The organism is Arcobacter sp. F2176 (assembly GCF_004116465.1).
Lineage (GTDB): Bacteria > Campylobacterota > Campylobacteria > Campylobacterales > Arcobacteraceae > Arcobacter > Arcobacter siniprincipis.
Map to the genome: position 1 here is coordinate 223,137 of NZ_PDJV01000004.1, position 21,182 is coordinate 244,318.

Sequence of the window (21,182 nt, forward strand, 5' to 3'; positions counted from 1 at the left end):
TTAAAAGTTGCAAATCCCATCATAATAAATCTTTTGATATAATGCAAAAAATTTAAAGCAGATTATAAAGGATAGTTTTAATGGCAAATGACCAAATTTTAAAAAATACAAATGCAAAGCTTTTGGATGAATTTAATGCCTCAGTTATGTTTGATAAAGAACTTTATGCACAAGATATAAAAGGTTCAATTGCTCACTCTCAAATGTTAAAAGAACAAGGGATTTTGACAATAAAAGATCAAGAAGACATTGAGAGAGGATTACTTCAAGTAAAAGAAGAGATGGAATCAGGAGCTTTTGAATTTAAAATTGAACATGAAGATATTCATATGGCAGTTGAGAGTAGATTAACTGAGATAATTGGTGAAGCTGGGAAAAGACTTCATACTGCAAGAAGTAGAAACGACCAAGTTGCTACTGATTTTAGACTTTATGTACAAGATAAAAATTTATCAATAAAAGTACAGTTAAAAGAGCTTGTAAATACATTTGTGGAAGTTGCTAAAAAACATACTGAAACTTTAATTCCTGGTATGACACACTTACAACATGCCCAACCAATTAACTTTGGATATCATCTATTGGCTTATGCAAATATGTTTAAAAGAGATTTTGAAAGATTTGAAAGCTCATATGAAAGAAATAATTACTGCCCTTTAGGAAGTGCAGCACTTGCTGGAACTCCGCATAATATAAATAGGTTTTCTACTTCTGAAAAATTAGGATTTAATTCTCCAACTATAAGTGCTCTTGATACTGTTTCAGATAGAGATTTTGCTTTAGAAATTTTATTTAATATAAGTACAGCAATGATGCACATAAGTAGAATATCTGAAGAGTTAGTTACTTGGTCATCTTATGAGTTCCAATTTGTAAGAATGAGTGATGAATATGCAACAACATCTTCAATAATGCCACAAAAGAAAAATCCTGATGTTCCTGAATTATTAAGAGGAAAAACTGGAAGAGTTTATGGGAATTTAGTCTCATTATTCACAGTTATGAAAGGTTTACCACTAGCTTATAATAAAGATACACAAGAAGATAAAGAAGGTGTTTTTGATTCTGTTAAAACTATTGAAATCTCTATTTCTATTTTAAATGAAGTTATAAAAACTATGATAATAAATGTAGAGAGAATGGCAAACGCTTGTAAAATAGGACACTTGAGTGCTACTGATTTAGCTGATTATTTAGTTCAAAAACAAGCTATGCCTTTTAGAACTGCATATTATATCACCAAAGATGTAGTTGCAGTTGCAAATAGTTTAAACAAAGATATTAGTGAATTAACTCTAGAAGAAATAAGAAGTTCAAATGATAATATTAAAGATATTGATGAAGAGATTTTACTATTTTTAGATTTAAAAGCTTCAATGAATGCAAGAACATCATTTGGTGGAACTTCTACAAAAAATACAAATGAACAAATCGAAATATTTGAGAAGTGGTTAAAAAATTAGATGATTTAAAATCATCTAATTTTTAGTTTAAAAATTCTCTAGATGTAGTGTATAGTGCTTGGATATCAGTTTTACCAATAAATCCATCAACACCAATTTGTCTCATTTTATTTTTAACAGCATCTGTTGTCATAGATGAGTTTACAATAACAGGAATATTAGCATATTTGTTACTTGATTTTATAAATTGTGCAACTTGAAAACCATCAGTTTCTGGCATTTCGATATCTGTAATTACTAAACCAACATCGTCTGGATTAATTGCTCTAATTCTGTCTAATAAATCTGCCCCATTATTATAAATTTCGTATTTCAAATTTGCTTTTTTGAAAAATTTTCTTAAAACTTCTCTTGCTACATTTGAATCTTCTGCTGCTAAAACAACTTTTTTAGTAGTAAATGGAGCTTCAACGTACTTATTCATAACATCATCACCATCATTTACCCATCCAAGGTCTTTTAATAATTGTTCTGCATTAAATACTGTACATAATTCATCTTTATCATGTACTTTTACATAGGTAGTATAAGTTATTTTAGAATTAGTTTCTTCTGAATGTCTTAATTCATCAGTGGTTTTTTCAACAATATCAAGCATGTCTTTTATTAAAAAACCCACTTTCTTATGATTGAATTCACAATAGATTATTAACTTATAATCAGCTAATTCCAGTGTTTTATTACCTAACCATGCATCAAGTTTTATTAAAGTAACTGGTTCCCCTCTAATAGTTGCAATACCAGCTATAATGTCAGTATCTGATGGAGTATCATTTATTGTTACTTCTTCAGTTATTACAAAAGCTTTTACTTTTGCAATATTAATTGCATAAATATTATTTTTACCAGTATAAAATACAGCTAATTGTTGCACATTTCTAAGATGCCCTTGAGTCATTTGCTCAACACTATTCATACCACTCATGTATTCCCTTTTTTGCAAATATTCTTATTATATTGATTTTTTTCTTATAGTTTATTGATTTTTTCTAATTAGCAATTATTTTTTGAATTGTAACAGAAGACATCATTAAACCAAAAGAACCAGTAACACCCTCAAAGCTTCCTTTTTCAATACAATTTGGATTTTCACCTGAAAAAATCACTTTGAACTTCTTTTTAAAGCCTCTTTTTTTTAATTCATATCGAATTTTTCTAATAAATGGATCGTTGTATGTATCCCATATTGAAATATATTCAATATTAGATGGGTCAATTCTTTTTGCACTACCACTTGTACTTATAAGTTTATCGTAATATTTTTGAATTAGTCTAACTTTTGGTTTAATATCATCAATTGCATCTAAAATATATGAATATGAAGAGAAGTCAAATTCATCAACCCAAGATTCTGTAATCTTTTCATGTATGATTTGCACATTTGGGTACTTTTCTTTTAAGGCTTCAACTTTTACTCTTCCAATATTACCTTCACTACCCATTTGTCTATTTAAATTTGATTCTTCATAAGTATCAAAATCTACTATTGTTATATTTGTTATTCCTGTTCTATAAAGTGAGTCTAGAGCAAATGAACCAACTCCTCCTACACCTAAAAGTATTATTTTTGTATTTTGAAACTTATCAAAATTATTATCTCCAAAAAGTTTTAGAGTTCTATCGTATTTTGACATACTACATCTTCTTTCGTAAATTAATTTTTTATTTTTTATTTTTTGGGTATTATAGCAGATTAAAATAGAAAATATATTTATGGAGAGGTTAATGGAAAAAGAACCAATGACAAATGTGGGGTATGAAAAAATTACAGGAGAATTGGATTTTCTAAAAAGTACTGAAAGACCTGAAACTGTTATTGCACTTGAAGAAGCAAGACAATTAGGGGATTTAAAAGAAAATGCTGAATATCATGCTGCAAAAGAAAAACTAAAATTAATAGATGTACAAATTGCAGAACTGGGAGCAGTTCTAAGCAAAGCTGTAATAATTGATCCTACTTCTTTACCTCACGATAGAGTTTCATTTGGTTCAACTGTAAAACTAGTAAACACAGATACTGATGAAGAGTATGAATACTCAATTGTAGGTGGTGTTGAATCAAATGCTGAAAAAGGAATGATTTCATTTAATTCACCTTTAGCTAAACAACTAATGGGAAAAGAAGAGGGTGATGAGTTTAGTGCAACTTTACCAGGTGGTGTAAAGAATTTTGAAGTTTTGGAAGTCTTTTATAAAGAACTTGAACTATAATGCTTACATCAAACTTATCATATTTTGTCAATGTTCCCTAATATAAAAGAAAATGCCATATTCATTGCAGATTCTCACTTCAATGAAAAAAGGTCTCAATTCCTAACTTTTCTAAAAAAATTAAAATCAAAAGAGATCGAAACACAACAACTGTTTTTGATGGGTGATATGTTTGATTTTATTTCAGAGGAAAGTAAATATTTTATTAAAAGAAATAATAAAGTAATCTCTTTGTTAAATAAGTTATCAGAAGATATTGAGATGATATATTTAGAAGGAAATCATGATTATAATTTAAAAAATCTATTTCCCAAAATAAAAGTATATAAAAGAGAATCTCAACCTATTTTTATGAATTATCAAAACCAAAAAGTAGCTTTGAGCCATGGGGATATATTTGTAAATGATAAATTTTATGAGGTTTATTGTAAATTTATTAGAAATCATATATTTTTACTTTTTATGAATGCAATTGATTTTAAAAATTTTATTTCTAAAAAGATATATTATGGGCTTTTGGGAAAGAATATTTGCCATAATATTAAAAGCTTTAAAGATATTGTTTCAAAAAGAGTTAAGCACTATAATGCAAAAATAATAATTGAAGGACATTTTCATCAGGGTAAAGAGTATATTATTGATGAAAAAAGATATAAGAACATACAATCTTTAACTTGTAGTAATGAATATATAGTTTTAACTAATAATGAATTTATAGGAAAAAGTTTATGAATAATTTGTCTTTTGTATTAATTATCTTCCTAATCTTGATAATGATTTTTTTATTGACTTTATTTCTTTTAAAAATAAAGAATATAAAAAAAGGATTAGGTTCTTACCATAAGGAAGATACAAAAAAATACATTAATATAAGACTTATAAATTTACCTCCTTCCTTTGAATCTTTAAGCAATAATACTTTAAGGGAAGAATCAAAAGAATTATTTGAAATATTTAAGTTATTAGATTATAAAAATAAATATGAAGAGTATGAAAAAAAATCTTGGCACTCTTGGCAAATAAGTTTTCTAATTGCTATGTATAAAAGAGATATAGAACTCTTTTTACCCAATTGTAATGATGTTTTTCATGAAGAAATATTAAATGATAGTTTGGAAAATCTTCAAATATCACTAAAACAAATTATAGAGAAATATAAAAAAGAAGTACAAAAAGATAAATCAAAAGATTTCTTATGTAAACACTTAATTTGGGAAGGTAAAGAAGTAGAAAGATTGATGTATTATTTGTATAAATATAAAAACACTAGTAAGGATAAGTTATAGCAGAATTTAAAGTTGAAAGTAAATATAGCCCCGCTGGAGATCAACCCCAAGCCATAGAAAAATTAAGTGAATCAATACTTGCAGGTAATCAATATAATACATTACTTGGAGTTACAGGTTCAGGTAAAACTTATACTATGGCAAAGGTGATTGAAAAAACCCAAAAACCAACTTTAATTATGACTCATAATAAAACACTTGCCGCTCAACTTTATAGTGAGTTCAAATCTTTTTTTCCTAATAATCATGTGGAATATTTCATCTCTTATTATGATTATTATCAACCAGAAGCCTATATTCCAAGAAGTGATTTATTTATAGAAAAAGATAGTTCTATAAACTCAGAACTTGAAAGAATGAGGTTAAGTGCAACAGCTTCTTTACTCTCTTTTGATGATGTTATTGTTGTAGCTTCAGTATCTGCAAACTATGGGTTGGGAAATCCTGCTGAATATAAATCTATGGTACAAAAATTATCTGTGGGCTTTGAGTATTCACAACGTTCACTTTTAATGAAACTTGTGGACATGGGTTATAAAAGAAATGATAAGTTTTTTGATCGTGCAGATTTTAGAGTAAATGGGGATGTTATAGATGTATTTCCTGCTTATTGGCAAGATGAATTTATTCGTATAGAGTTTTTTGCTGATGAAGTGGAATCAATCTCTATTCATGAATACATGACTAATGTCAAACAAAAAGATGTACAAGATGTAACCATTTATTCAGTAAATCCTTTTGTTGTAAATAGTGAAAACCTAGCAACTGCCGTAAAAAAAATAGAAGAAGAACTAGAAGAGAGATTAGCCTTTTTAAAAGCTGAAGATAGGCTTGTAGAGTATCAAAGACTAAAACAGCGAGTAGAGTTTGATTTGGAGATGATTGAGGGCACTGGTATGTGTAAAGGTATTGAAAACTATGCCCGACATTTAACAGGACTTGAACCTGGAGAAACACCTTATTCTATGATGGATTATTTTGAACAAATAGGAAAAGATTTTTTACTTATAGTTGATGAATCTCATGTATCCTTACCTCAATTTAGAGGGATGCATGCAGCAGATAGGAGTAGAAAAGAAGTTCTTGTTGAGTATGGATTTAGATTACCAAGTGCTTTAGATAACCGTCCTTTGATGTTTGATGAGTTTATTAATAAAGCACCACATTATCTGTTTGTAAGTGCAACTCCAAATGAATTGGAAACTTCAATGAGTTCAGTTGTCGCTGAACAAATAATCAGACCAACTGGATTGTTAGATCCTACAATTGAGATTATGGATAGTGAATTTCAAGTTGAAAAACTACACGATGAAATCAAAAAAGTTGTTGCAAAAAATGAGCGGGTTTTAGTTACAGTTTTAACTAAAAAGATGGCAGAAGAGCTAACAGCATACTATTTAGACCTAGGTATTAGAGTTAAATATATGCACAGTGAGATAGATACTTTAGAGAGAGTAGAAATCATAAGACAATTAAGACTAGGTGAATTTGATGTATTAGTGGGAATCAATCTTTTAAGAGAAGGTTTAGATATTCCTGAAACTTCATTGGTGGCTATTTTAGATGCGGATAAAGAAGGATTTTTAAGAAGTAAGACTTCTCTTATCCAAACTATGGGAAGAGGTGCCCGAAATCAAAATGGACGTGTTATTCTATTTGCTAAAAGAGTAACTGACTCTATGCAGTTTGCTATAGATGTTACAAACAAAAGAAGAGAAGTTCAAGAAGCCCACAATAAAAAACATGGTATTACTCCAACTACTACTTCAAGAGTATTAGAAGATAACTTAAAACTTGAAGAATATGATGCTGTAGCATTGAAGTTAGATAAGCTAAACAAAATGCCAGCTGCTGAGAGAAAGAAGATGTTAATAGAGCTTAATAAAGCGATGACGAAAGCTTCGAAGGACTTGAACTTCGAAGAGGCGATTAGATTGCGAGACGAAATAGAAAAGATAAAAAAATTATAAAGTATCATCTTTTTCAAAATCTCTGCGTTGAAGTTTAAATTTTAATCGTCACATACTGCGTGTATGCTCCTCATAAAATTTAAACTTCGCCTTGACCTTTTAAAAAATCTAATACTTTCTATCTACAATTTTAAATGATATTAATATATTATGTTAAACTTTATTACATTTTTTTTCGTTATTACATTTTCCATTTTTTGTATAAAAAGGACAGCCGATAGTTACTATTTTACCATTTTTTGTTGTTGCGGTAAGCCACCTTTCAACAGCCCATGCATTAATCCCACTTTGTAATTCACTATATTTTGGGCATTGAATCTTAAAATCTGTATTAATTACAGGTTTTAATTTGTTAGAAATTAAGTATCCTATATATATACAAATTATAAATAAAATGATAATAATAAGTATTTCATTCATTTCTAGTTTAGTATAAAGGGCTATTCCAAATGTTCCTATTTTTATTAAGAGTTCCATGAGATCATTCAATAGTAATTCCTTATTCTTATTATCTTAAAATTATATCTAATGCATTCTTTGTTTAATTGAACAAAGAAAATACATTTAACATAACATTTAAAAATATTATTCTAATTTTAACTATGAAAAGAAACTAATCAAGACATTAAAATAATAAAAGAATCTTTTGTTATAAAATAAAAAGATTCATTAACTTAACCAATCAACCTCTGAAACAAAATATCTTCTAAATTTTGTCTTGAATCAACTACTAATAAAATATAAACTGTTTGGCTTTCTATTTTATAAATGATTCTCCATCGTTTGTGAATAACTTCTCTGTATTTTGAAATACCAATTTCATTGAGTTCTGGTACTATTCTGTTTCGTTCAGGAAAATAATAGAGCTTAGCACACTCTTCTTTTATTTCAAAGAATACTTTTTTTGCTATATTTACACTATCTGTTTTGATATATTCTATTATGTTTAAAAGGTCGTTTTGGGCGATTTTTGTCCATTGTACTTCGTAGTTTTTCATTTAGTTGAATAGTTTATTTTCTAAATTGTTAAACATTTCATCTTGTTTTATTAGGTTTTTGTTTTCTATATCTTTTTCACTTAGAATTATTAGTTTTAATAAGTTGATTGAATTTTGCATATTTTCATAGCTTTTTATATCTTGCACCACAGCTTTTGCTTCGCCATTTTGCGTAATTATAACAGTTCTTTTATTTTCATTGACACCATTGATTACATCAGCTGTTTTAGACTTTAGAAAACTTATTGGTTTTATATCTTGGCTTAAATACATGATATTCCTTTTTATATCTTAAATTGTACTAAATTTAGATTTAATTTAGTATTAACAGTAACTATTCTTTTATTTTTTAATCCAATATTCAAAATAATTCACTAAAATCACATCATGATGACTGAAAGGAATACCTTGGCTAAAAAAGCAACTAAAAAAGATATTGAGATAATAAAAGAAGCCTTTGTTGAGAAATACTCTGATGCTGTTACAGAACTAAATTATAAAAATGATTTTGAACTTTTAATTGCCATTATACTATCTGCTCAATGTACTGATAAGAGGGTGAATATTATTACTCCTGCATTGTTTGAAAAGTATCCTACGCCTTTTGATTTGGCTGAAGCAAGTCTTGAAGATGTGAAAAAATTGTTAAACTCATGTTCTTTTTTTAATAATAAGTCACAAAATATCATAAAAATGGCTCGTAGCGTTATTGAAAATCATGGTGGAGATATTCCCCATGATACAAAAGCTTTGATGAAATTAGCTGGAGTTGGAAATAAAACTGCAAATGTATTTATGATAGAAGCTGAGGGAGCTAACTTAATGGCTGTGGATACTCATGTATTTAGAGTATCACATCGTTTAGGTTTAAGTGATGGAAAAACTGTTGAGCAAACAGAAGAACATTTGGTAAAAAAACTAAAAGGTGATTTACATATTTTCCATCAAGCGATGGTTTTATTTGGGAGATATACTTGTAAAGCAGTAAAACCTGAGTGTGATAATTGTTTATTTCCTCATGTTTGCAAAACAAAACAATCTTTTAAGCCTGCTTAGACTTAAGAGACTATTGTTCTTTACACTCTTCAGTCCATTTGTCAAAAATATATTCATCTTGGATTTTATTAATATTTACATTATTCGCAACACATAAGTACTCTTTGCCATTTTTTTTAATTATATAAGTGAATTTATAAATATAGTGGTCTTTTGAAGAGACAACTTTATTATTTAAAAGTTCACTTGAGAGTTTTAATATTTCTATATTGTTCTCTTGTTTATACTTCTCTTTAAAAGTATTTGGGAAAAAATTCTCTTGATTTTTCTGATACATTGTAAAAACTAATATAACAACTATAACAATAGAAGATAAAAGAATGATCTCTTTTTTCTCAAATTTATTATTTAGTTTATATATAATAATTCCTATTAAAATAATAACTAGTATAATTCCTAAAAATATTTGCATAAGGTTTTCCTATTTAATTTTATTTTGTAGATTCTTTTTATAATCATCTTTTAGACTTATTGTACTATTTATTGGTACATCTGGAGATATAACTTTTCTTTTAATTGGATGTTTAGGTACATATTTAAAAGGTTTTTTACTTAATTTATTTTCATTTGCATTTATAGTAGTAATAAGTTCACTTTTTATACTTTGTAATATCGTTAAAACAGTATCTAAATTTTTGTCTTCAATTTCTAATGTAATCTTTGCCATATTTATTCCATAAATTTATTTTAGTATATCATATTTGTCTTGGCATTATTATTTCTTACTTATTAAATAAAAATTAAATTTAACTATTAACACAAAATTAACAGATATACATAATAATACATTATAAAAATAAGGAGAGAGTATTGAAAAAGTCTATATGTCTGTTAAGTATTGTTGCTTCAACAGTTTTATTAGGGAATGAAGTTGAAGTACCAACAGTAAATGTTCTAGAAAAGATAAATACAAAAGTAGTTAAAGATATAAGTGAAGATCAACTAAAATCGGCTGATTTAGCGGAAGCTTTAAGTAAAAATGTACCTTCAATATCAATTGTAAGAAGAAATGGAATTGCAAATGATATTATCTTAAGAGGACAAAAGAAAGATAATATCAATGTATTAATAGATGATGCAAAGATATATGGAGCTTGTCCTAATAGAATGGATCCCGTAACATCACATATATTAACAAATAATGTAGAAAGTGTAGAAGTAATAGAAGGTCCATATGATATTGAGAACTTTGGAACATTAAGTGGAAAAGTACAAGTACATACAAAAGAACCAACAAAAGATTTACAAGGTGAAATCAATCTAAATGCAGGAAGCTTTAATTATAGAAAAGCAAGTGCAACTATAAGTGGAGGAACAGATAGATTTAAATTATTACTTTCAGCTTCAACTGAAAAAAGTGACCAATATAAAGATGGAAATGGTAATAATTTTTACGAACAGCAAGTTGAAAAAGGTGTTCCTTCTACAACACGTTATAAAGATTCTAATGAAAAAGCATATACTAAAAAAACACTATTATCTAAACTAATTTTTAATATAGATGATAGTTCAGAAGTAAAACTTTCATATACGGCAAACAGAAGCGATAATGTATTATATCCAGCTGGTGGAATGGATGCCGATTATGATGATTCAAATATTTATACTATTGGGTATACAAAAAGAGATTTAGGTAAGTATTCAAAAGAGTTGAATTTGGATTATTATTACTCAGATGTTGACCATCCTATGAGTACTAAATTAAGAAATCCTACTATGATGTATATGACAAGTCACATGAAAACATCAATTTGGGGAACAAAAATAAAAAATAGTATGGAACTTGCTGATTCAATTTTAACAGTTGGATTAGATACAAGTGTTAGAAACTGGAGAAGTAATAATTATCAAACATCAATTACAACAGGGAATATTACACCAACTGCTGATTCTTTTCCATCAACAGATACTACAAATAAAGCAATATTTGCAAAATTAGAGAAAGATTTTGGTAAATTAAATTTAGACTTTGGTTCAAGATATGACCATACAAATATTGAGCCAGATGGTAATACAAAAAATGAAAGAAAATACAATGCACTAAGTGCAAATGTTTTTGCTGTTTATAATCAAGATGAATCTACTAAGTATTTTGCTGGAATTGGTAAATCTTCTAGAGTTCCAGATGCAAGAGAACTTTATTTTTCTGGAATGGGTTCAAAAGGAAATCAAGACTTAAAACAAACAAAAAACTATGAAGCTGATATTGGTTTTGAAAAAACAATAGGTAATTTCAATATTAAATCGAAACTTTTTTATTCTGTGTTAAAAGATTATATTTATAACAATTCTACAAGTAAAAAGTTTGAAAATGTTGATGCTAAAATTTATGGTGCAGAAATAAGCGGTTTTTATCTATTTGGTGACTCTTTTTCAGCAGATTATGGAATTGCTTATCAAAGGGGTAAAAAAGATGAAGCACTAGATGGTCAAACAAATAAAAACTTAGCAGAAATTCCTCCTTTAAAAGCTAATATAGCTTTAAACTATGAGTATTCAATTCATAAACTAACAGCAGAAATGGTAGCTGTTGATAACTGGAATAAAGTTGATACTGACAATGGGGAACAGAAGTTAGGTGGATATGCTCTTTTTAACTTAAAATATAAAAATAGCATAAGTAAAAATTTTGAAATAACTTTAGGTGTTGATAATGTATTTGATAAAACTTATGCTTCAACAAATACTTATAAAGATATTTCATATACAGTTGTAGGTGGAAACCAAATTACTTTTAATGATCCAGGAAGATATGGATATATTAATTTAAGATATAAATTCTAATAAAATAAAAGGAAGAGTTCTTCCTTTTATTCAAAGTCCATTCTAACTTGAGTTTGACCTGTTGTTCCAAATGCTAGGTCGATTTTTGTAGCTATTTCTTTAAAATCTACACCTTGAACAGTTTTAAGGGTTTTTATAATTTCTTTTTTACCATTTACTAACTCTTTTGATTTTATACCATGAGAAATTGATAAACTAGCCTCAATAAAAGCTGATAATTTATCGCATTGTTTTAAGGCTTTTCCATCTATTGCATTATATTTATCAACATTGTATGATGCTAAACTATCATTTACAATTTGTATACTATCTTCATTGATTTTGTCTAAAAATTCATCTTTTATGCCATCATATAAACCTAAAAGATATGAAAATTCTTCTTTAATTTTTTCAGGAACATTTGGCATGATATCATCTTCTATTTTTATGATTTCATATTCACTAATGATTTCAGATAAATCATCAACACAATATTTTACAGGAGAAATAATATCTCTTGTTAATGCTTCTGGTAAATCATGGAAAAGTGCTGTATAAAAGTTATTTTGCAATCTTTTATCACAAGCATTCACATCAAGGGAATAAAAGTATCCAAATAGTGCAACTATTAACATATGTCCTAAAACAGAAGTTTCAGGGATTCTAGGAGTTTGTGACCATCTTTTTTGAAATCTAAGTCTTCCACTTAAATCAACTATTTTAGAAAGTTTTTTATTAAGGGCAATTTTTCTAACCCCTATTAATTCATAATAATCTTCAAGTTCTTCTTCAACACTTTTTTTCACATCTTCTACATCATTTAAAAAAGCACTTGTTTGGTATACAATAGAAAATTCCCATTTTGTAGCAAGATATGAAGCTGCTTTATTTATAAATCTCTCTTTTTTGTACATCTCTGGATTTTCTAAATATTCTTGAAATTTTTTTAAAAAATTACCACCATCAATATCTTTTATAGAATCATGAAGTTTTTCTATAACCCAAGCATTTATCTCTTTTGATTTTTTTTGTAAGGCATTTCTAAATACATCAGGTCTGATATCTGTTACAACAACTCGTCGTAAAAATTCGAATATCCCAGCTTCTATTAGGTGTGTGTAATTTATATCATCTTCAAGTTTTGCAATAAAATATGCAATAATGAATTTATGAGCTTGTTTATCTAATTCTACTAATTCAACCATTCTAGGATAGTCATTCCATCTTTGAATTGAAGCTGAAGTAAAAATATAATCTATAATTTTGTGGTTAATCATCTTTTTTATCTTTCTTTTTTGAGTCATCAAAAAATATCATTTTTTTGCCTATAAGCATAAGTGTTGTTACTGTTCCAACTACTACATAAGCTACCCATGGTTCCTGCATTTTAGACTCTTTATTTTTGTTTTGATTATCCCATAATATTGATAAATAGGTACTTAGAAAAAACTTTTATAATTTTTGACGCAAAATGCAAAATTAGGTGTATAATTTTGAAAATTTACACAAGGAAAAAGAAAAATAATGTCAACTCTGACAGTAAGTAATTATACTTTAAAACACTTTGATTTAAATGCAAAAGATGAAATGACAAAATACTTAAAATTAATAAATGTAGATGTTAGTGATTATACTTTTGCAGGTAATTATATCTGGTTATCAACTGCAACTGGATTTTATGCAATTGTAAATGATACCTTTTGTTTGTTTATTTTAAGTTCTGGTGAGTTATCTATGCTTTTACCTCCAATTGGTAAAAAAAGTAAGACTTATGATGCAATGTTACAATGTTTTGAAATAATGAATGCTCACAATAGTAATAGAAATTATTCTAAAATTGAGTATGTACATGAAGAATTATTAGAAGGCTTTGTTGATTATTTGGAAGAGGGTACTTTAGTATATGAGATGCTAAAAGATTTTATTATTGAAAAAAAACTTGTTGATTATATTTATAAAGTAGAAGATCTAATAGAGTTAAAAGGTGATTCTTATAAATCAAAAAGAAATGAGATAAATAAATTTAAAAAGATTTATCCAGATCATAGAATTGAAATTTTAAACAAAGAAAAACATGGTGCAGCAGTATTAGCTTTATTTAATAAATGGGTAAAAGATAGAACAACTTATATGCCAAAAGAAGAAGTAGAAGTTTTTATGGATGGTATATATTTTGAAAGATTTGCTATAAAAAGATTAATAAATGATTATGATAATCTTGATATCATTGGACTTGTTATTTATATAAACGATGAAATAAAAGGTTTTACAGTAGGTGATCAAATAAATGAACAAACAGCAAGTGTAATTATCGAGAAAACTGATTTCGAAATACTTGGTTGTGCACAATTTATATTTAGGGAGTTCACAAAAATCTTAAAAGATAAATTTAATGTGGATTATATAAATGTGGGTGATGATATGGGATTTGAAAATTTAAAAAAAGTAAAAATGTCATATAGACCAAATAAATTAGTACCAAAGTACACTATTTACCAAAGATGAAAATAGAAATTGCAACAACTTCTGATATAAAAGAGCTTTTTTTTATAGAAGAAGAACTTTTTTTTGGAGATAGTGCTGCTTTAACTAAAGCAGCTTTTAACTATCATTTAAAAAGAAATATAGTTTATAAGTTAGTAGTTGAAGAAAAAATTGTAGCTTATATTTTATGGCTTAAAAGAAAAAATCATTATAGGCTATATTCTCTTGCTATTTTAAAAGATTTTCAAGGAAAAGGCTTAGGTAAGTTTTTATTGGAGTTTTCTTTAAACAATTTAGATAAAGATATCTTTGAACTTGAAGTGAGAGTTAGTAATTTACCAGCTATAAAATTATATGAAAAGTTTGGATTTGAAAAAGTAAAGATTTTAGAAAAATTTTATGATGATGAAGATGGAATGAAGATGAGACTAAAGAGATAACTCTTTAGTCTTTAAGCTCTACAGCTACCAAAAAGCTTGTTTATTTTTTCAACTCTACCTTCATGTCTTCCACCTTGGAAAGTCGCCTTATCCCAAGCATCAATAATAGCTTCTACCATTCCTAATCCTGAAACTCTTTCCCCTAAGCAAATTACATTAGCATCATTGTGCTCTCTTGCCATTTGTGCAGAGTATGCATTATGACAAAGGGCTGCTCTAATACCATCAAACTTATTAGCAGCCATACTCATACCAATACCAGAACCACAGATTAATATTCCTTTTGAACCATCATTTGCTAAAACTTCTTTACAAACTTTAGCTGCGAAATCAGGATAATCAACTCTATCTTTATTATTTGGGCCTAAGTCAATTACTTCATGACCTTTTGCTTCAAAAAGCTCTTTTACATAAGCTTTAATATCAATACCAGCATGATCTGCACCAATAAAATATTTCATTAGTAAATTCCTTTTTCGTGATTGATTTTGATTTCTTTTCCTTCTATATCTTTTTCTATACTTCCAACTGTTCTAAAAACTCTATCCCATCTTACTTCTTTGTTTTTGTCCCAAGAAAAATAGATAAACCAAGGAGTTCCTACGATATATTTATATTTAACAGTTCCCCAAAATCTTGAGTCATTTGAGTGGTCTCTATTATCACCCATCATAAAATATTCATTTTTTGGAACTTTTATTGGAGACATGTTAAATAGTTGTTGAGGATTAAATCCATTATCTATAACACTTGGATCATTATGAATTCCTGGATGATCTTTTCTATATGGATTTTTTACCCAAAGCTTCCCATCAAATTGAGCAATTTGCGTTATTGGATAATTTTTCTTAACATATTCATTACCTTCATGTGGATGTAAATATAAAATTTTATCTTGTAGTGCAACGATATCTTCACCAACTGCAACACATCTTTTTACATAATGAACTGTCTCTTCATTTGGATATCTAAATACAACAATATCTCCACGTTTGGGACCATCACCTGTGATTAGATGTCCATTATCATGAAACTCTGGAAGTATTTTTACCTCTAACCAAGGAATTCTTGGAGTTGGAATACCATATGAAAATTTTTTTACAAAAAGCATATCACCAATAAGAAGCGTATTTTTCATACTACCACTTGGGATTACAAATGCTTGTGCAACAAAAAATATGATACATAAAACAATTACAATTGTACCAGTCCAAGAACTAGACCAGTTATATATTTTTTTTAACATTTATTTACTTTCTCTTTTATCTCTTAACTTTGCAGCTTTAAGAGTATTTTTTAATAACATTCCAATAGTCATAGGTCCAACTCCACCAGGAACTGGAGTGATAAATGAACATTTGTCTTTACAATCATCAAAATCAGCATCACCTGTTAATTTACCAGTATCAAGTCTATTAATACCAACATCAATAACAACTGCACCATCTTTTATCATATCAGCTTTAAGTAAGTGTGGAACACCAACAGCAATAACAACAATATCAGCATCTTTTGTATGAGCTTTTAAATCTTTTGTTCGTGAGTTGCAAACAGTAACTGTAGCTTTTGCATTGATTAGAAGTGAAGCCATTGGTTTACCAACAATGTCGCTACTTCCAATAACAACTGCATTTTTGCCACTTAATTCTATTCCATACTCTTCAAACATTCTCATTACACCAAAAGGAGTTGCAGGTAAAAATGAATCAAGATTTGAAACCATTTTCCCTACATTACAAGGATGGAAACCATCCACGTCTTTTAAAGGATTAATTGCTTCTAAAATAGTTCTAGTATCAATATGTTTTGGAAGTGGTAATTGAACCAAAATACCATCAAGTTTTGGGTTATTATTCATATTTTCAATCAACGCTAATAACTCTTCTTGCGTAGTTGTTTCATCTTTTGTATGAACCTCAGAATAAATACCTGCTGCTTCACATGATTTGTGCTTGCTGTTTACATAAGTTGCACTTGCTGGATCACTACCAACTAATACAACTGCAAGTCCTGGAGTGATTTGCTCATTTTTCACAAACTCTGCTACTTCAACTCTAACTTCTTCTTTTATTTTTGCTGATAATGCTTTACCATCTAATATAACCATCTAGTTACCTTATAACTGTTTAATTTTAGCCTGCTATAATACCCAAAAACAATTTATACAAAGGTTAAGTTTGAGAATAGCCAAGCTTGCGATTATCTTTTTGTTTGTAAACATAAGTTTTGCGAAAGATATTATAAATAACTCTTTTATCACAGAATATGAATATGGTGCCATGTTATATGAAAACCCAAGGGGAATAGGATGCAATAAGTGCCATGGAAATGGTGATAAAGCTCTTGTAATCGCAAAATATAAAGATAAGAAGAATATGACAAAAACATTAATGGCTCCTGCAATTAAAAATGTTCCTTTTGAAGATTATGTTGATGTTTTAACAACAAAAAGAGGTAGTTCAAATATTATGCCTTCATATTTTTTAACTAATGATGAGATAAAATCAATTTATTTTTATGTGAGAAACTTTAAAAAATAGTTTGTAACTTAAAGAAAGTTTAAACAATACTTTTGTATAATCCCCAACTTTAAAATTAAAACAAGGAATTAAAATGTTAGAGGGTATCGTAAGAGATAGTATAACTAAGCAAAATGCTAAGCAACTTAAAAGAGATGGTTACATTTTAGCTAATATCTATGGAAAAGGTGTTGAGAATATCAATGCTGCATTTAAAAGAAATGATTTCATTAGATTTTTGAAAAATAAAACAACTGTTGCATTTGATGTAAAAGTTGGTGACACTGTTTGTAAAGTAGTTGTAAAAGAGTACCAAAAAGCACCTATTACTTCTGAATTATTACATGTAGATTTAATGATGGCTTTACCAGGTGTAAAATCTAATTATTTAGTACCTGTAACTGTTAATGGAACTCCAAAAGGTTTAAAAAATAAAGGTCTATTTGTTTTCCATAAAAAAAGAGTTGCAGTAAAATGTGCAATTGAAAATTTACCAGAAAATTTCCACATCGAAATCGCTGATTTAGATACTGGTGATAACGTTTTAGTAAGAAACCTTACTATGCCAGAAGGTGTAACTTGTTATTTAGACCCAAGAGTACCAATTGTTGGTGTAATTAAAGCTAAGTAGTAAATATGTTTTTAATAGTAGGACTTGGAAATCCAGGGACTAAGTATGAAAACAATCGCCACAATGTAGGTTTTTTAGTTATCGATGAGATAGCTAAAAAACTTACAACTTCAAATATAAACAAATCAAACTTCAACGCAGATGTTTTAAAAGCATCAAATCAACTTTTAGTAAAACCAACAATATATATGAATAATTCTGGACTATCAGTTCATGCTATAAAAGAGTATTATAAACTAAACTTAGATGATATCATTGTTATACATGATGATTTAGATTTACCTTTTGGAACTGTAAAGTTCAAAATAGGTGGTGGTCATGGTGGACATAATGGATTAAGATCAATTGATTCTCATGTTGGAAATATGTATACAAGGGTTCGAATTGGTATTGGAAAACCTGAAAATAAAAATGATGTTGCCAATTATGTATTATCGGACTTTTCAAAAGAAGAATTAAATAAACTAGAAGGTATAATCTCTCATACTATCAATGCTATAGAATCTTTAAAAGTTGATTCAATAGATGAAGTAAAATCCAAATTTACAATGAAATAAATGAGAATAATAACAAAATATTTACTACGAAAATTTATTAGAAATTTTGTCATAGTTTTGATATCTTTACAGATATTTTTTGTGGGAATTGATTTTTTACAAAATTTTGACGAAGTTCCAAATTCTGCCAATTTACAATTATTATATATTTTATATAATAGTTTTTTTACACTAACTCTTACTCTGCCTTTGTCTTTAGTTTTTGGCTGGATTATAACTATTGTTATTATGGTTAAGACAAATGAAATGGTAGCTTCATTCTCTTTAGGTGTTGGGAATAGACAAATTTTTATGCCAGTTGTTAATGTGTCAATTATCTTAATAGTTTTATTAATAGGCTTACAAACGACTCCTTTAGCCTATTCATATGAATATAAAGAAAAGATTTTAAAGAATACTTATTTTACAAGTTCAAAAAGTGATATATTTGTTAAGTATAATGATTATTTTGTATATTTTAAAAAGTTATACCCTTTACAAAAATATGCAGATGATATTCATATTTATAAAGTTGTTGATGATGATATTGAAGAGGGGATTGTAGCAAAGAAAGCATATTTTCAAAATAATAGATGGTATGTTGTTGATGCAAAAATTACAAAAAAACCTAAAGTTATTAATTGGAATACTTCAAAAACAGAAATTCATAATGAAAAATTCTTATATACTTTGGAAGGTTTTAAACCAAAGATTTTAGATAGTGTTTATGAATCTACATCTTCTTTTTCTATTGTTGATGCAATTACAGCTTTAGCACTTCTAAATAATCAAGAAGTAAATACAAGTAAAATTAGGGCATCTTTGTATTATGAAATAGTTGCACCTTTGTATTTTGTACCTTTGATTGTTTTGATTTTTTCATATACATCTTTTAATAGTAGGTTTTTTAATATTGGAAAATTTACCTCATTTTCTATTGCATCAACTTTAGTAATTTGGGGAGTGTTTTTTATGCTTCATAAGTTTTCATCTGGAGGAGTATTAAATCCTGAAATTTCAATATTATTGCCAATATTTTTATGGTATATTATTACATACATTTTAATAAAGAAACAAATAGGTTATAAATAATGGCAAAAAAATATGCTTATGGTATATGTTTATACAAAATAGAAGAAAATGATATTAAAATATTATTGTGTAAGTCGGTAAAAAGTCTTAATAAATGGGGTTGCTTAAAAGGTGTAAAGACAAGTGCTGAGACAGCCTTACAATGTGCAAGAAGAGAATTCTATGAAGAGTGTAATATAAAAGTAGAAATTCCTGATTTTGAAGAATTTTTCGATCAAATAAATATAGATAAAGATATTGGTATCTGGTTAGTAAATGCAAATAAAGTAACAAACTTAGATGAGTATTTTTTTGAAGATAAACTATTAGATAATAACTTATCTTGGGAAAACTCAAAAGTAAAATTTTTTTCTATTTATAATTTACCAAATATCAGAACAAAACAAAGTAAGTTAATTTCAAAGATTATTGATTTTTTGCAAAATAAGAATCAACTCCATTAGCAATTCCATTTGCTAAAAGTCTTTGATATGAAGTTTCAAATAATCTTCTACCTTCTGTACTATTTGTAATATATCCAATTTCAATAAGAATTGAAGGCATTTGCGCCCCAACTAATACCCAAAAAGGTCCTTCCCTAACTCCACCATCTTCTATATCTTTATACTTTTTTCTAGCACTATATAATAGATTTTGATGAATATCTATTCCAAGTTTTTGACTTGCAGTGATTTTACTTTGATTTAAAATAGTTAAAAGTGCATTTTGTGAGCTATTATTCATAGTAGACATATCTGTTTTATTTTCTATTGCAGCAATTCTTTTAGCTCTTGAACTTCTTGCTGGGCTTAAGAAGAATGTTTCAATTCCTTTTGCTTTTTCCCATTGAGATTTAGGTACTGCATTTGCATGAATTGATATAAAAATATCAGCATTTTTTCTATTTGCAAATTTTGTTCTATCTCTAAGTTCTATGAATTTATCTTTGTTTCTTGTTAGATAAACAGTATAACCTCTTTTTTTTAAATCGTAATACAAATGTTTAGCTACTGTTAAAACGGTATTTTTTTCATATCTTTTTTTAGTTCCTATGGCACCTGAGTCTTTTCCTCCATGGCCTGGATCAATAACTATAACTTTATCTTTGTTATTTTGTATTTTTGGAATAGCTTTTGAATTATTTGTTTTTTCTATTTTTCTATTTAGGATTTTTATAATAACTCTTTTTTTGTTTATAATATATATTGCTTTTAAATTGAAACTATTTATAAGTTCTATTCTAAGTGTTCTATATTTATGTTGAGTTATTCTAATTCTATCAACACCATTCATTACTAATTTTGTTGGAGAAGCATCTTCAAATCTTCCATCAAAATCGAAAATATCATAATATTTTCCATTAATTTTTTCTTCAGAATAGTGAATATAATCTTTTTTGATATAGTGTTTAAAATCAATAATAATTTGATTTTCTTCTACTGTTACTTTACTAATATTAAAGGCAGAATTTTTATATGTAGTTGTACTTTTTTTAGGAGTAGTCTTTTTTATTGTAGTTTTCTTACTTGTTGTATCTATTGAAGCTAATTTACTTAACTCTTTTTCATATGTATTGACATTTCTATTTAGTTTTTTACCTATTTTTACTAGGTTTTGTAAGTGTTGTTTCTCACTCTTCTTATCATTATTTAAGACTGCTCTTAAATAATCCATTTTGTTTGAAGTGTATTGATTTGTTAAATCAGTTGTTGAAGCAAAGAGACTAACGGAAAGTGAGACTAGAAGAATAAATT

Annotated in this window: 26 protein-coding genes; 14 read left to right on the forward strand and 12 right to left on the reverse strand. The window is 27.6% G+C overall.

Annotation, left to right across the window (positions count from 1 at the left end; all coding sequences use genetic code 11):
• Window positions 1–80 precede the first annotated feature (80 nt).
• Entirely contained in the window at window positions 81–1,463 is a 1,383-nt protein-coding gene (argH, locus tag CRU95_RS05810; protein WP_129100195.1) for an argininosuccinate lyase, read from the forward strand.
• A gap of 22 nt (window positions 1,464–1,485) precedes the next feature.
• On the opposite strand, the gene CRU95_RS05815 is transcribed toward argH, so the two are convergent.
• Window positions 1,486–2,388: a chemotaxis protein CheV gene (locus CRU95_RS05815; protein WP_129100196.1), complete on the reverse strand. Its 903-nt coding sequence runs from the start codon at window positions 2,386–2,388 to the stop codon at window positions 1,486–1,488.
• A gap of 64 nt (window positions 2,389–2,452) precedes the next feature.
• Window positions 2,453–3,097: a ThiF family adenylyltransferase gene (locus CRU95_RS05820; protein ID WP_129100197.1), complete on the reverse strand. Its 645-nt coding sequence runs from the start codon at window positions 3,095–3,097 to the stop codon at window positions 2,453–2,455.
• A gap of 91 nt (window positions 3,098–3,188) precedes the next feature.
• Between CRU95_RS05820 and greA the strand changes: the two genes are divergently transcribed.
• The 4 genes from greA to uvrB are packed head-to-tail and all read left to right on the forward strand — an operon-like array spanning window position 3,189 to window position 6,930.
• Window positions 3,189–3,674 carry a transcription elongation factor GreA gene (gene greA / locus CRU95_RS05825; protein ID WP_129100198.1) on the forward strand — a complete coding sequence of 162 codons (486 nt, stop codon included), beginning with the start codon at window positions 3,189–3,191 and terminating at the stop codon, window positions 3,672–3,674.
• A gap of 30 nt (window positions 3,675–3,704) precedes the next feature.
• A complete protein-coding gene (locus tag CRU95_RS05830) occupies window positions 3,705–4,406 on the forward strand; it encodes a UDP-2,3-diacylglucosamine diphosphatase (RefSeq protein ID WP_129100199.1) in 702 nt (233 codons plus the stop codon).
• Window positions 4,403–4,960: a hypothetical protein gene (locus CRU95_RS05835; protein WP_129100200.1), complete on the forward strand. Its 558-nt coding sequence runs from the start codon at window positions 4,403–4,405 to the stop codon at window positions 4,958–4,960. The genes CRU95_RS05830 and CRU95_RS05835 overlap by 4 nt, the downstream gene beginning before the upstream one ends.
• A complete protein-coding gene (gene uvrB / locus CRU95_RS05840) occupies window positions 4,957–6,930 on the forward strand; it encodes an excinuclease ABC subunit UvrB (RefSeq protein WP_129100201.1) in 1,974 nt (657 codons plus the stop codon). Before CRU95_RS05835 ends, uvrB begins: the two co-directional genes overlap by 4 nt.
• A gap of 153 nt (window positions 6,931–7,083) precedes the next feature.
• Here uvrB and CRU95_RS05845 read toward each other — a convergent pair whose 3' ends face one another.
• From CRU95_RS05845 to CRU95_RS05855, 3 genes are all read right to left on the reverse strand, one after another.
• Window positions 7,084–7,419, reverse strand: a complete 336-nt coding sequence (locus CRU95_RS05845) for a hypothetical protein (RefSeq protein WP_129100202.1) — start codon at window positions 7,417–7,419, stop codon at window positions 7,084–7,086.
• Window positions 7,420–7,604: 185 nt separating this feature from the next.
• Complete coding sequence (locus tag CRU95_RS05850) at window positions 7,605–7,928, reverse strand: type II toxin-antitoxin system RelE/ParE family toxin (protein ID WP_129100203.1); 324 nt, start codon at window positions 7,926–7,928, stop codon at window positions 7,605–7,607.
• Window positions 7,929–8,201 carry a type II toxin-antitoxin system Phd/YefM family antitoxin gene (locus CRU95_RS05855; RefSeq protein ID WP_129100204.1) on the reverse strand — a complete coding sequence of 91 codons (273 nt, stop codon included), beginning with the start codon at window positions 8,199–8,201 and terminating at the stop codon, window positions 7,929–7,931.
• Between the two features lie 135 nt (window positions 8,202–8,336).
• Between CRU95_RS05855 and nth the strand changes: the two genes are divergently transcribed.
• A complete protein-coding gene (nth, locus tag CRU95_RS05860) occupies window positions 8,337–8,984 on the forward strand; it encodes an endonuclease III (RefSeq protein WP_258238641.1) in 648 nt (215 codons plus the stop codon).
• 10 nt (window positions 8,985–8,994) lie between these two features.
• On the opposite strand, the gene CRU95_RS05865 is transcribed toward nth, so the two are convergent.
• Window positions 8,995–9,396, reverse strand: coding sequence for a hypothetical protein (locus tag CRU95_RS05865; protein WP_129100205.1), 402 nt, complete (start codon window positions 9,394–9,396; stop codon window positions 8,995–8,997).
• A gap of 9 nt (window positions 9,397–9,405) precedes the next feature.
• Window positions 9,406–9,651 carry a hypothetical protein gene (locus tag CRU95_RS05870; protein ID WP_129100206.1) on the reverse strand — a complete coding sequence of 82 codons (246 nt, stop codon included), beginning with the start codon at window positions 9,649–9,651 and terminating at the stop codon, window positions 9,406–9,408.
• A 143-nt stretch (window positions 9,652–9,794) separates the two neighbouring features.
• Between CRU95_RS05870 and CRU95_RS05875 the strand changes: the two genes are divergently transcribed.
• On the forward strand, window positions 9,795–11,768 hold the full coding sequence (locus tag CRU95_RS05875) for a TonB-dependent receptor (protein ID WP_129100207.1): 1,974 nt from the start codon (window positions 9,795–9,797) through the stop codon (window positions 11,766–11,768).
• 26 nt (window positions 11,769–11,794) lie between these two features.
• Here CRU95_RS05875 and CRU95_RS05880 read toward each other — a convergent pair whose 3' ends face one another.
• On the reverse strand, window positions 11,795–13,024 hold the full coding sequence (locus CRU95_RS05880) for an HD domain-containing protein (RefSeq protein WP_129100208.1): 1,230 nt from the start codon (window positions 13,022–13,024) through the stop codon (window positions 11,795–11,797).
• A 247-nt stretch (window positions 13,025–13,271) separates the two neighbouring features.
• On the opposite strand from CRU95_RS05880, the gene CRU95_RS05885 reads away from it, so the two are divergent.
• Both CRU95_RS05885 and CRU95_RS05890 read left to right on the forward strand, forming a co-directional pair.
• Window positions 13,272–14,252: a DUF2156 domain-containing protein gene (locus CRU95_RS05885; RefSeq protein ID WP_129100209.1), complete on the forward strand. Its 981-nt coding sequence runs from the start codon at window positions 13,272–13,274 to the stop codon at window positions 14,250–14,252.
• Window positions 14,249–14,671: a GNAT family N-acetyltransferase gene (locus tag CRU95_RS05890; RefSeq protein ID WP_129100210.1), complete on the forward strand. Its 423-nt coding sequence runs from the start codon at window positions 14,249–14,251 to the stop codon at window positions 14,669–14,671. Before CRU95_RS05885 ends, CRU95_RS05890 begins: the two co-directional genes overlap by 4 nt.
• An 11-nt stretch (window positions 14,672–14,682) precedes the next feature.
• On the opposite strand, the gene rpiB is transcribed toward CRU95_RS05890, so the two are convergent.
• From rpiB to folD, 3 genes are read right to left on the reverse strand one after another with little or no spacing between them, the layout of a single operon-like run.
• Window positions 14,683–15,132, reverse strand: coding sequence for a ribose 5-phosphate isomerase B (rpiB, locus tag CRU95_RS05895; RefSeq protein ID WP_129100211.1), 450 nt, complete (start codon window positions 15,130–15,132; stop codon window positions 14,683–14,685).
• Window positions 15,132–15,917: a signal peptidase I gene (gene lepB / locus CRU95_RS05900; RefSeq protein ID WP_129100212.1), complete on the reverse strand. Its 786-nt coding sequence runs from the start codon at window positions 15,915–15,917 to the stop codon at window positions 15,132–15,134. Before lepB ends, rpiB begins: the two co-directional genes overlap by 1 nt.
• Window positions 15,918–16,778 (reverse strand): bifunctional methylenetetrahydrofolate dehydrogenase/methenyltetrahydrofolate cyclohydrolase FolD, encoded by an 861-nt coding sequence (folD, locus tag CRU95_RS05905; protein WP_129100213.1) that lies wholly within the window; start codon window positions 16,776–16,778, stop codon window positions 15,918–15,920.
• Window positions 16,779–16,848: 70 nt separating this feature from the next.
• Between folD and CRU95_RS05910 the strand changes: the two genes are divergently transcribed.
• From CRU95_RS05910 to CRU95_RS05930, 5 genes are all read left to right on the forward strand, one after another.
• The gene (locus tag CRU95_RS05910; protein ID WP_258238642.1) at window positions 16,849–17,211 is read left to right on the forward strand and encodes a hypothetical protein; all 363 of its coding nucleotides are present in this window, start codon (window positions 16,849–16,851) and stop codon (window positions 17,209–17,211) included.
• A gap of 73 nt (window positions 17,212–17,284) precedes the next feature.
• Window positions 17,285–17,821, forward strand: a complete 537-nt coding sequence (locus tag CRU95_RS05915; protein WP_129100214.1) for a 50S ribosomal protein L25/general stress protein Ctc — start codon at window positions 17,285–17,287, stop codon at window positions 17,819–17,821.
• 5 nt (window positions 17,822–17,826) lie between these two features.
• Complete coding sequence (gene pth / locus CRU95_RS05920; protein ID WP_129100215.1) at window positions 17,827–18,378, forward strand: aminoacyl-tRNA hydrolase; 552 nt, start codon at window positions 17,827–17,829, stop codon at window positions 18,376–18,378.
• Window positions 18,379–19,449, forward strand: a complete 1,071-nt coding sequence (locus CRU95_RS05925; protein ID WP_129100216.1) for an LptF/LptG family permease — start codon at window positions 18,379–18,381, stop codon at window positions 19,447–19,449. It abuts the gene before it with no gap.
• The gene (locus CRU95_RS05930) at window positions 19,449–19,892 is read left to right on the forward strand and encodes an NUDIX domain-containing protein (RefSeq protein ID WP_129100217.1); all 444 of its coding nucleotides are present in this window, start codon (window positions 19,449–19,451) and stop codon (window positions 19,890–19,892) included. Before CRU95_RS05925 ends, CRU95_RS05930 begins: the two co-directional genes overlap by 1 nt.
• Here CRU95_RS05930 and CRU95_RS05935 read toward each other — a convergent pair.
• Window positions 19,855–21,102 (reverse strand): N-acetylmuramoyl-L-alanine amidase, encoded by a 1,248-nt coding sequence (locus tag CRU95_RS05935; protein WP_129100218.1) that lies wholly within the window; start codon window positions 21,100–21,102, stop codon window positions 19,855–19,857. The genes CRU95_RS05930 and CRU95_RS05935 overlap by 38 nt on opposite strands.
• Window positions 21,103–21,182 lie beyond the last annotated feature (80 nt).

Excerpts from the sequence above, each read along its gene's own strand:
- argH (WP_129100195.1), top strand. The coding sequence starts at position 81 with ATGGCAAATGACCAAATTTTAAAAAATACAAATGCAAAGCTTTTGGAT.
- CRU95_RS05815 (WP_129100196.1), bottom strand. The coding sequence starts at position 2,388 with ATGAGTGGTATGAATAGTGTTGAGCAAATGACTCAAGGGCATCTTAGA.
- CRU95_RS05820 (WP_129100197.1), bottom strand. The coding sequence starts at position 3,097 with ATGTCAAAATACGATAGAACTCTAAAACTTTTTGGAGATAATAATTTT.
- greA (WP_129100198.1), top strand. The coding sequence starts at position 3,189 with ATGGAAAAAGAACCAATGACAAATGTGGGGTATGAAAAAATTACAGGA.
- CRU95_RS05830 (WP_129100199.1), top strand. The coding sequence starts at position 3,705 with ATGTTCCCTAATATAAAAGAAAATGCCATATTCATTGCAGATTCTCAC.
- CRU95_RS05835 (WP_129100200.1), top strand. The coding sequence starts at position 4,403 with ATGAATAATTTGTCTTTTGTATTAATTATCTTCCTAATCTTGATAATG.
- CRU95_RS05850 (WP_129100203.1), bottom strand. The coding sequence starts at position 7,928 with ATGAAAAACTACGAAGTACAATGGACAAAAATCGCCCAAAACGACCTT.
- CRU95_RS05855 (WP_129100204.1), bottom strand. The coding sequence starts at position 8,201 with ATGTATTTAAGCCAAGATATAAAACCAATAAGTTTTCTAAAGTCTAAA.
- CRU95_RS05865 (WP_129100205.1), bottom strand. The coding sequence starts at position 9,396 with ATGCAAATATTTTTAGGAATTATACTAGTTATTATTTTAATAGGAATT.
- CRU95_RS05870 (WP_129100206.1), bottom strand. The coding sequence starts at position 9,651 with ATGGCAAAGATTACATTAGAAATTGAAGACAAAAATTTAGATACTGTT.
- CRU95_RS05880 (WP_129100208.1), bottom strand. The coding sequence starts at position 13,024 with ATGATTAACCACAAAATTATAGATTATATTTTTACTTCAGCTTCAATT.
- CRU95_RS05885 (WP_129100209.1), top strand. The coding sequence starts at position 13,272 with ATGTCAACTCTGACAGTAAGTAATTATACTTTAAAACACTTTGATTTA.
- CRU95_RS05890 (WP_129100210.1), top strand. The coding sequence starts at position 14,249 with ATGAAAATAGAAATTGCAACAACTTCTGATATAAAAGAGCTTTTTTTT.
- rpiB (WP_129100211.1), bottom strand. The coding sequence starts at position 15,132 with ATGAAATATTTTATTGGTGCAGATCATGCTGGTATTGATATTAAAGCT.
- lepB (WP_129100212.1), bottom strand. The coding sequence starts at position 15,917 with ATGTTAAAAAAAATATATAACTGGTCTAGTTCTTGGACTGGTACAATT.
- folD (WP_129100213.1), bottom strand. The coding sequence starts at position 16,778 with ATGGTTATATTAGATGGTAAAGCATTATCAGCAAAAATAAAAGAAGAA.
- CRU95_RS05915 (WP_129100214.1), top strand. The coding sequence starts at position 17,285 with ATGTTAGAGGGTATCGTAAGAGATAGTATAACTAAGCAAAATGCTAAG.
- pth (WP_129100215.1), top strand. The coding sequence starts at position 17,827 with ATGTTTTTAATAGTAGGACTTGGAAATCCAGGGACTAAGTATGAAAAC.
- CRU95_RS05925 (WP_129100216.1), top strand. The coding sequence starts at position 18,379 with ATGAGAATAATAACAAAATATTTACTACGAAAATTTATTAGAAATTTT.
- CRU95_RS05930 (WP_129100217.1), top strand. The coding sequence starts at position 19,449 with ATGGCAAAAAAATATGCTTATGGTATATGTTTATACAAAATAGAAGAA.
- CRU95_RS05935 (WP_129100218.1), bottom strand. The coding sequence starts at position 21,102 with ATGGATTATTTAAGAGCAGTCTTAAATAATGATAAGAAGAGTGAGAAA.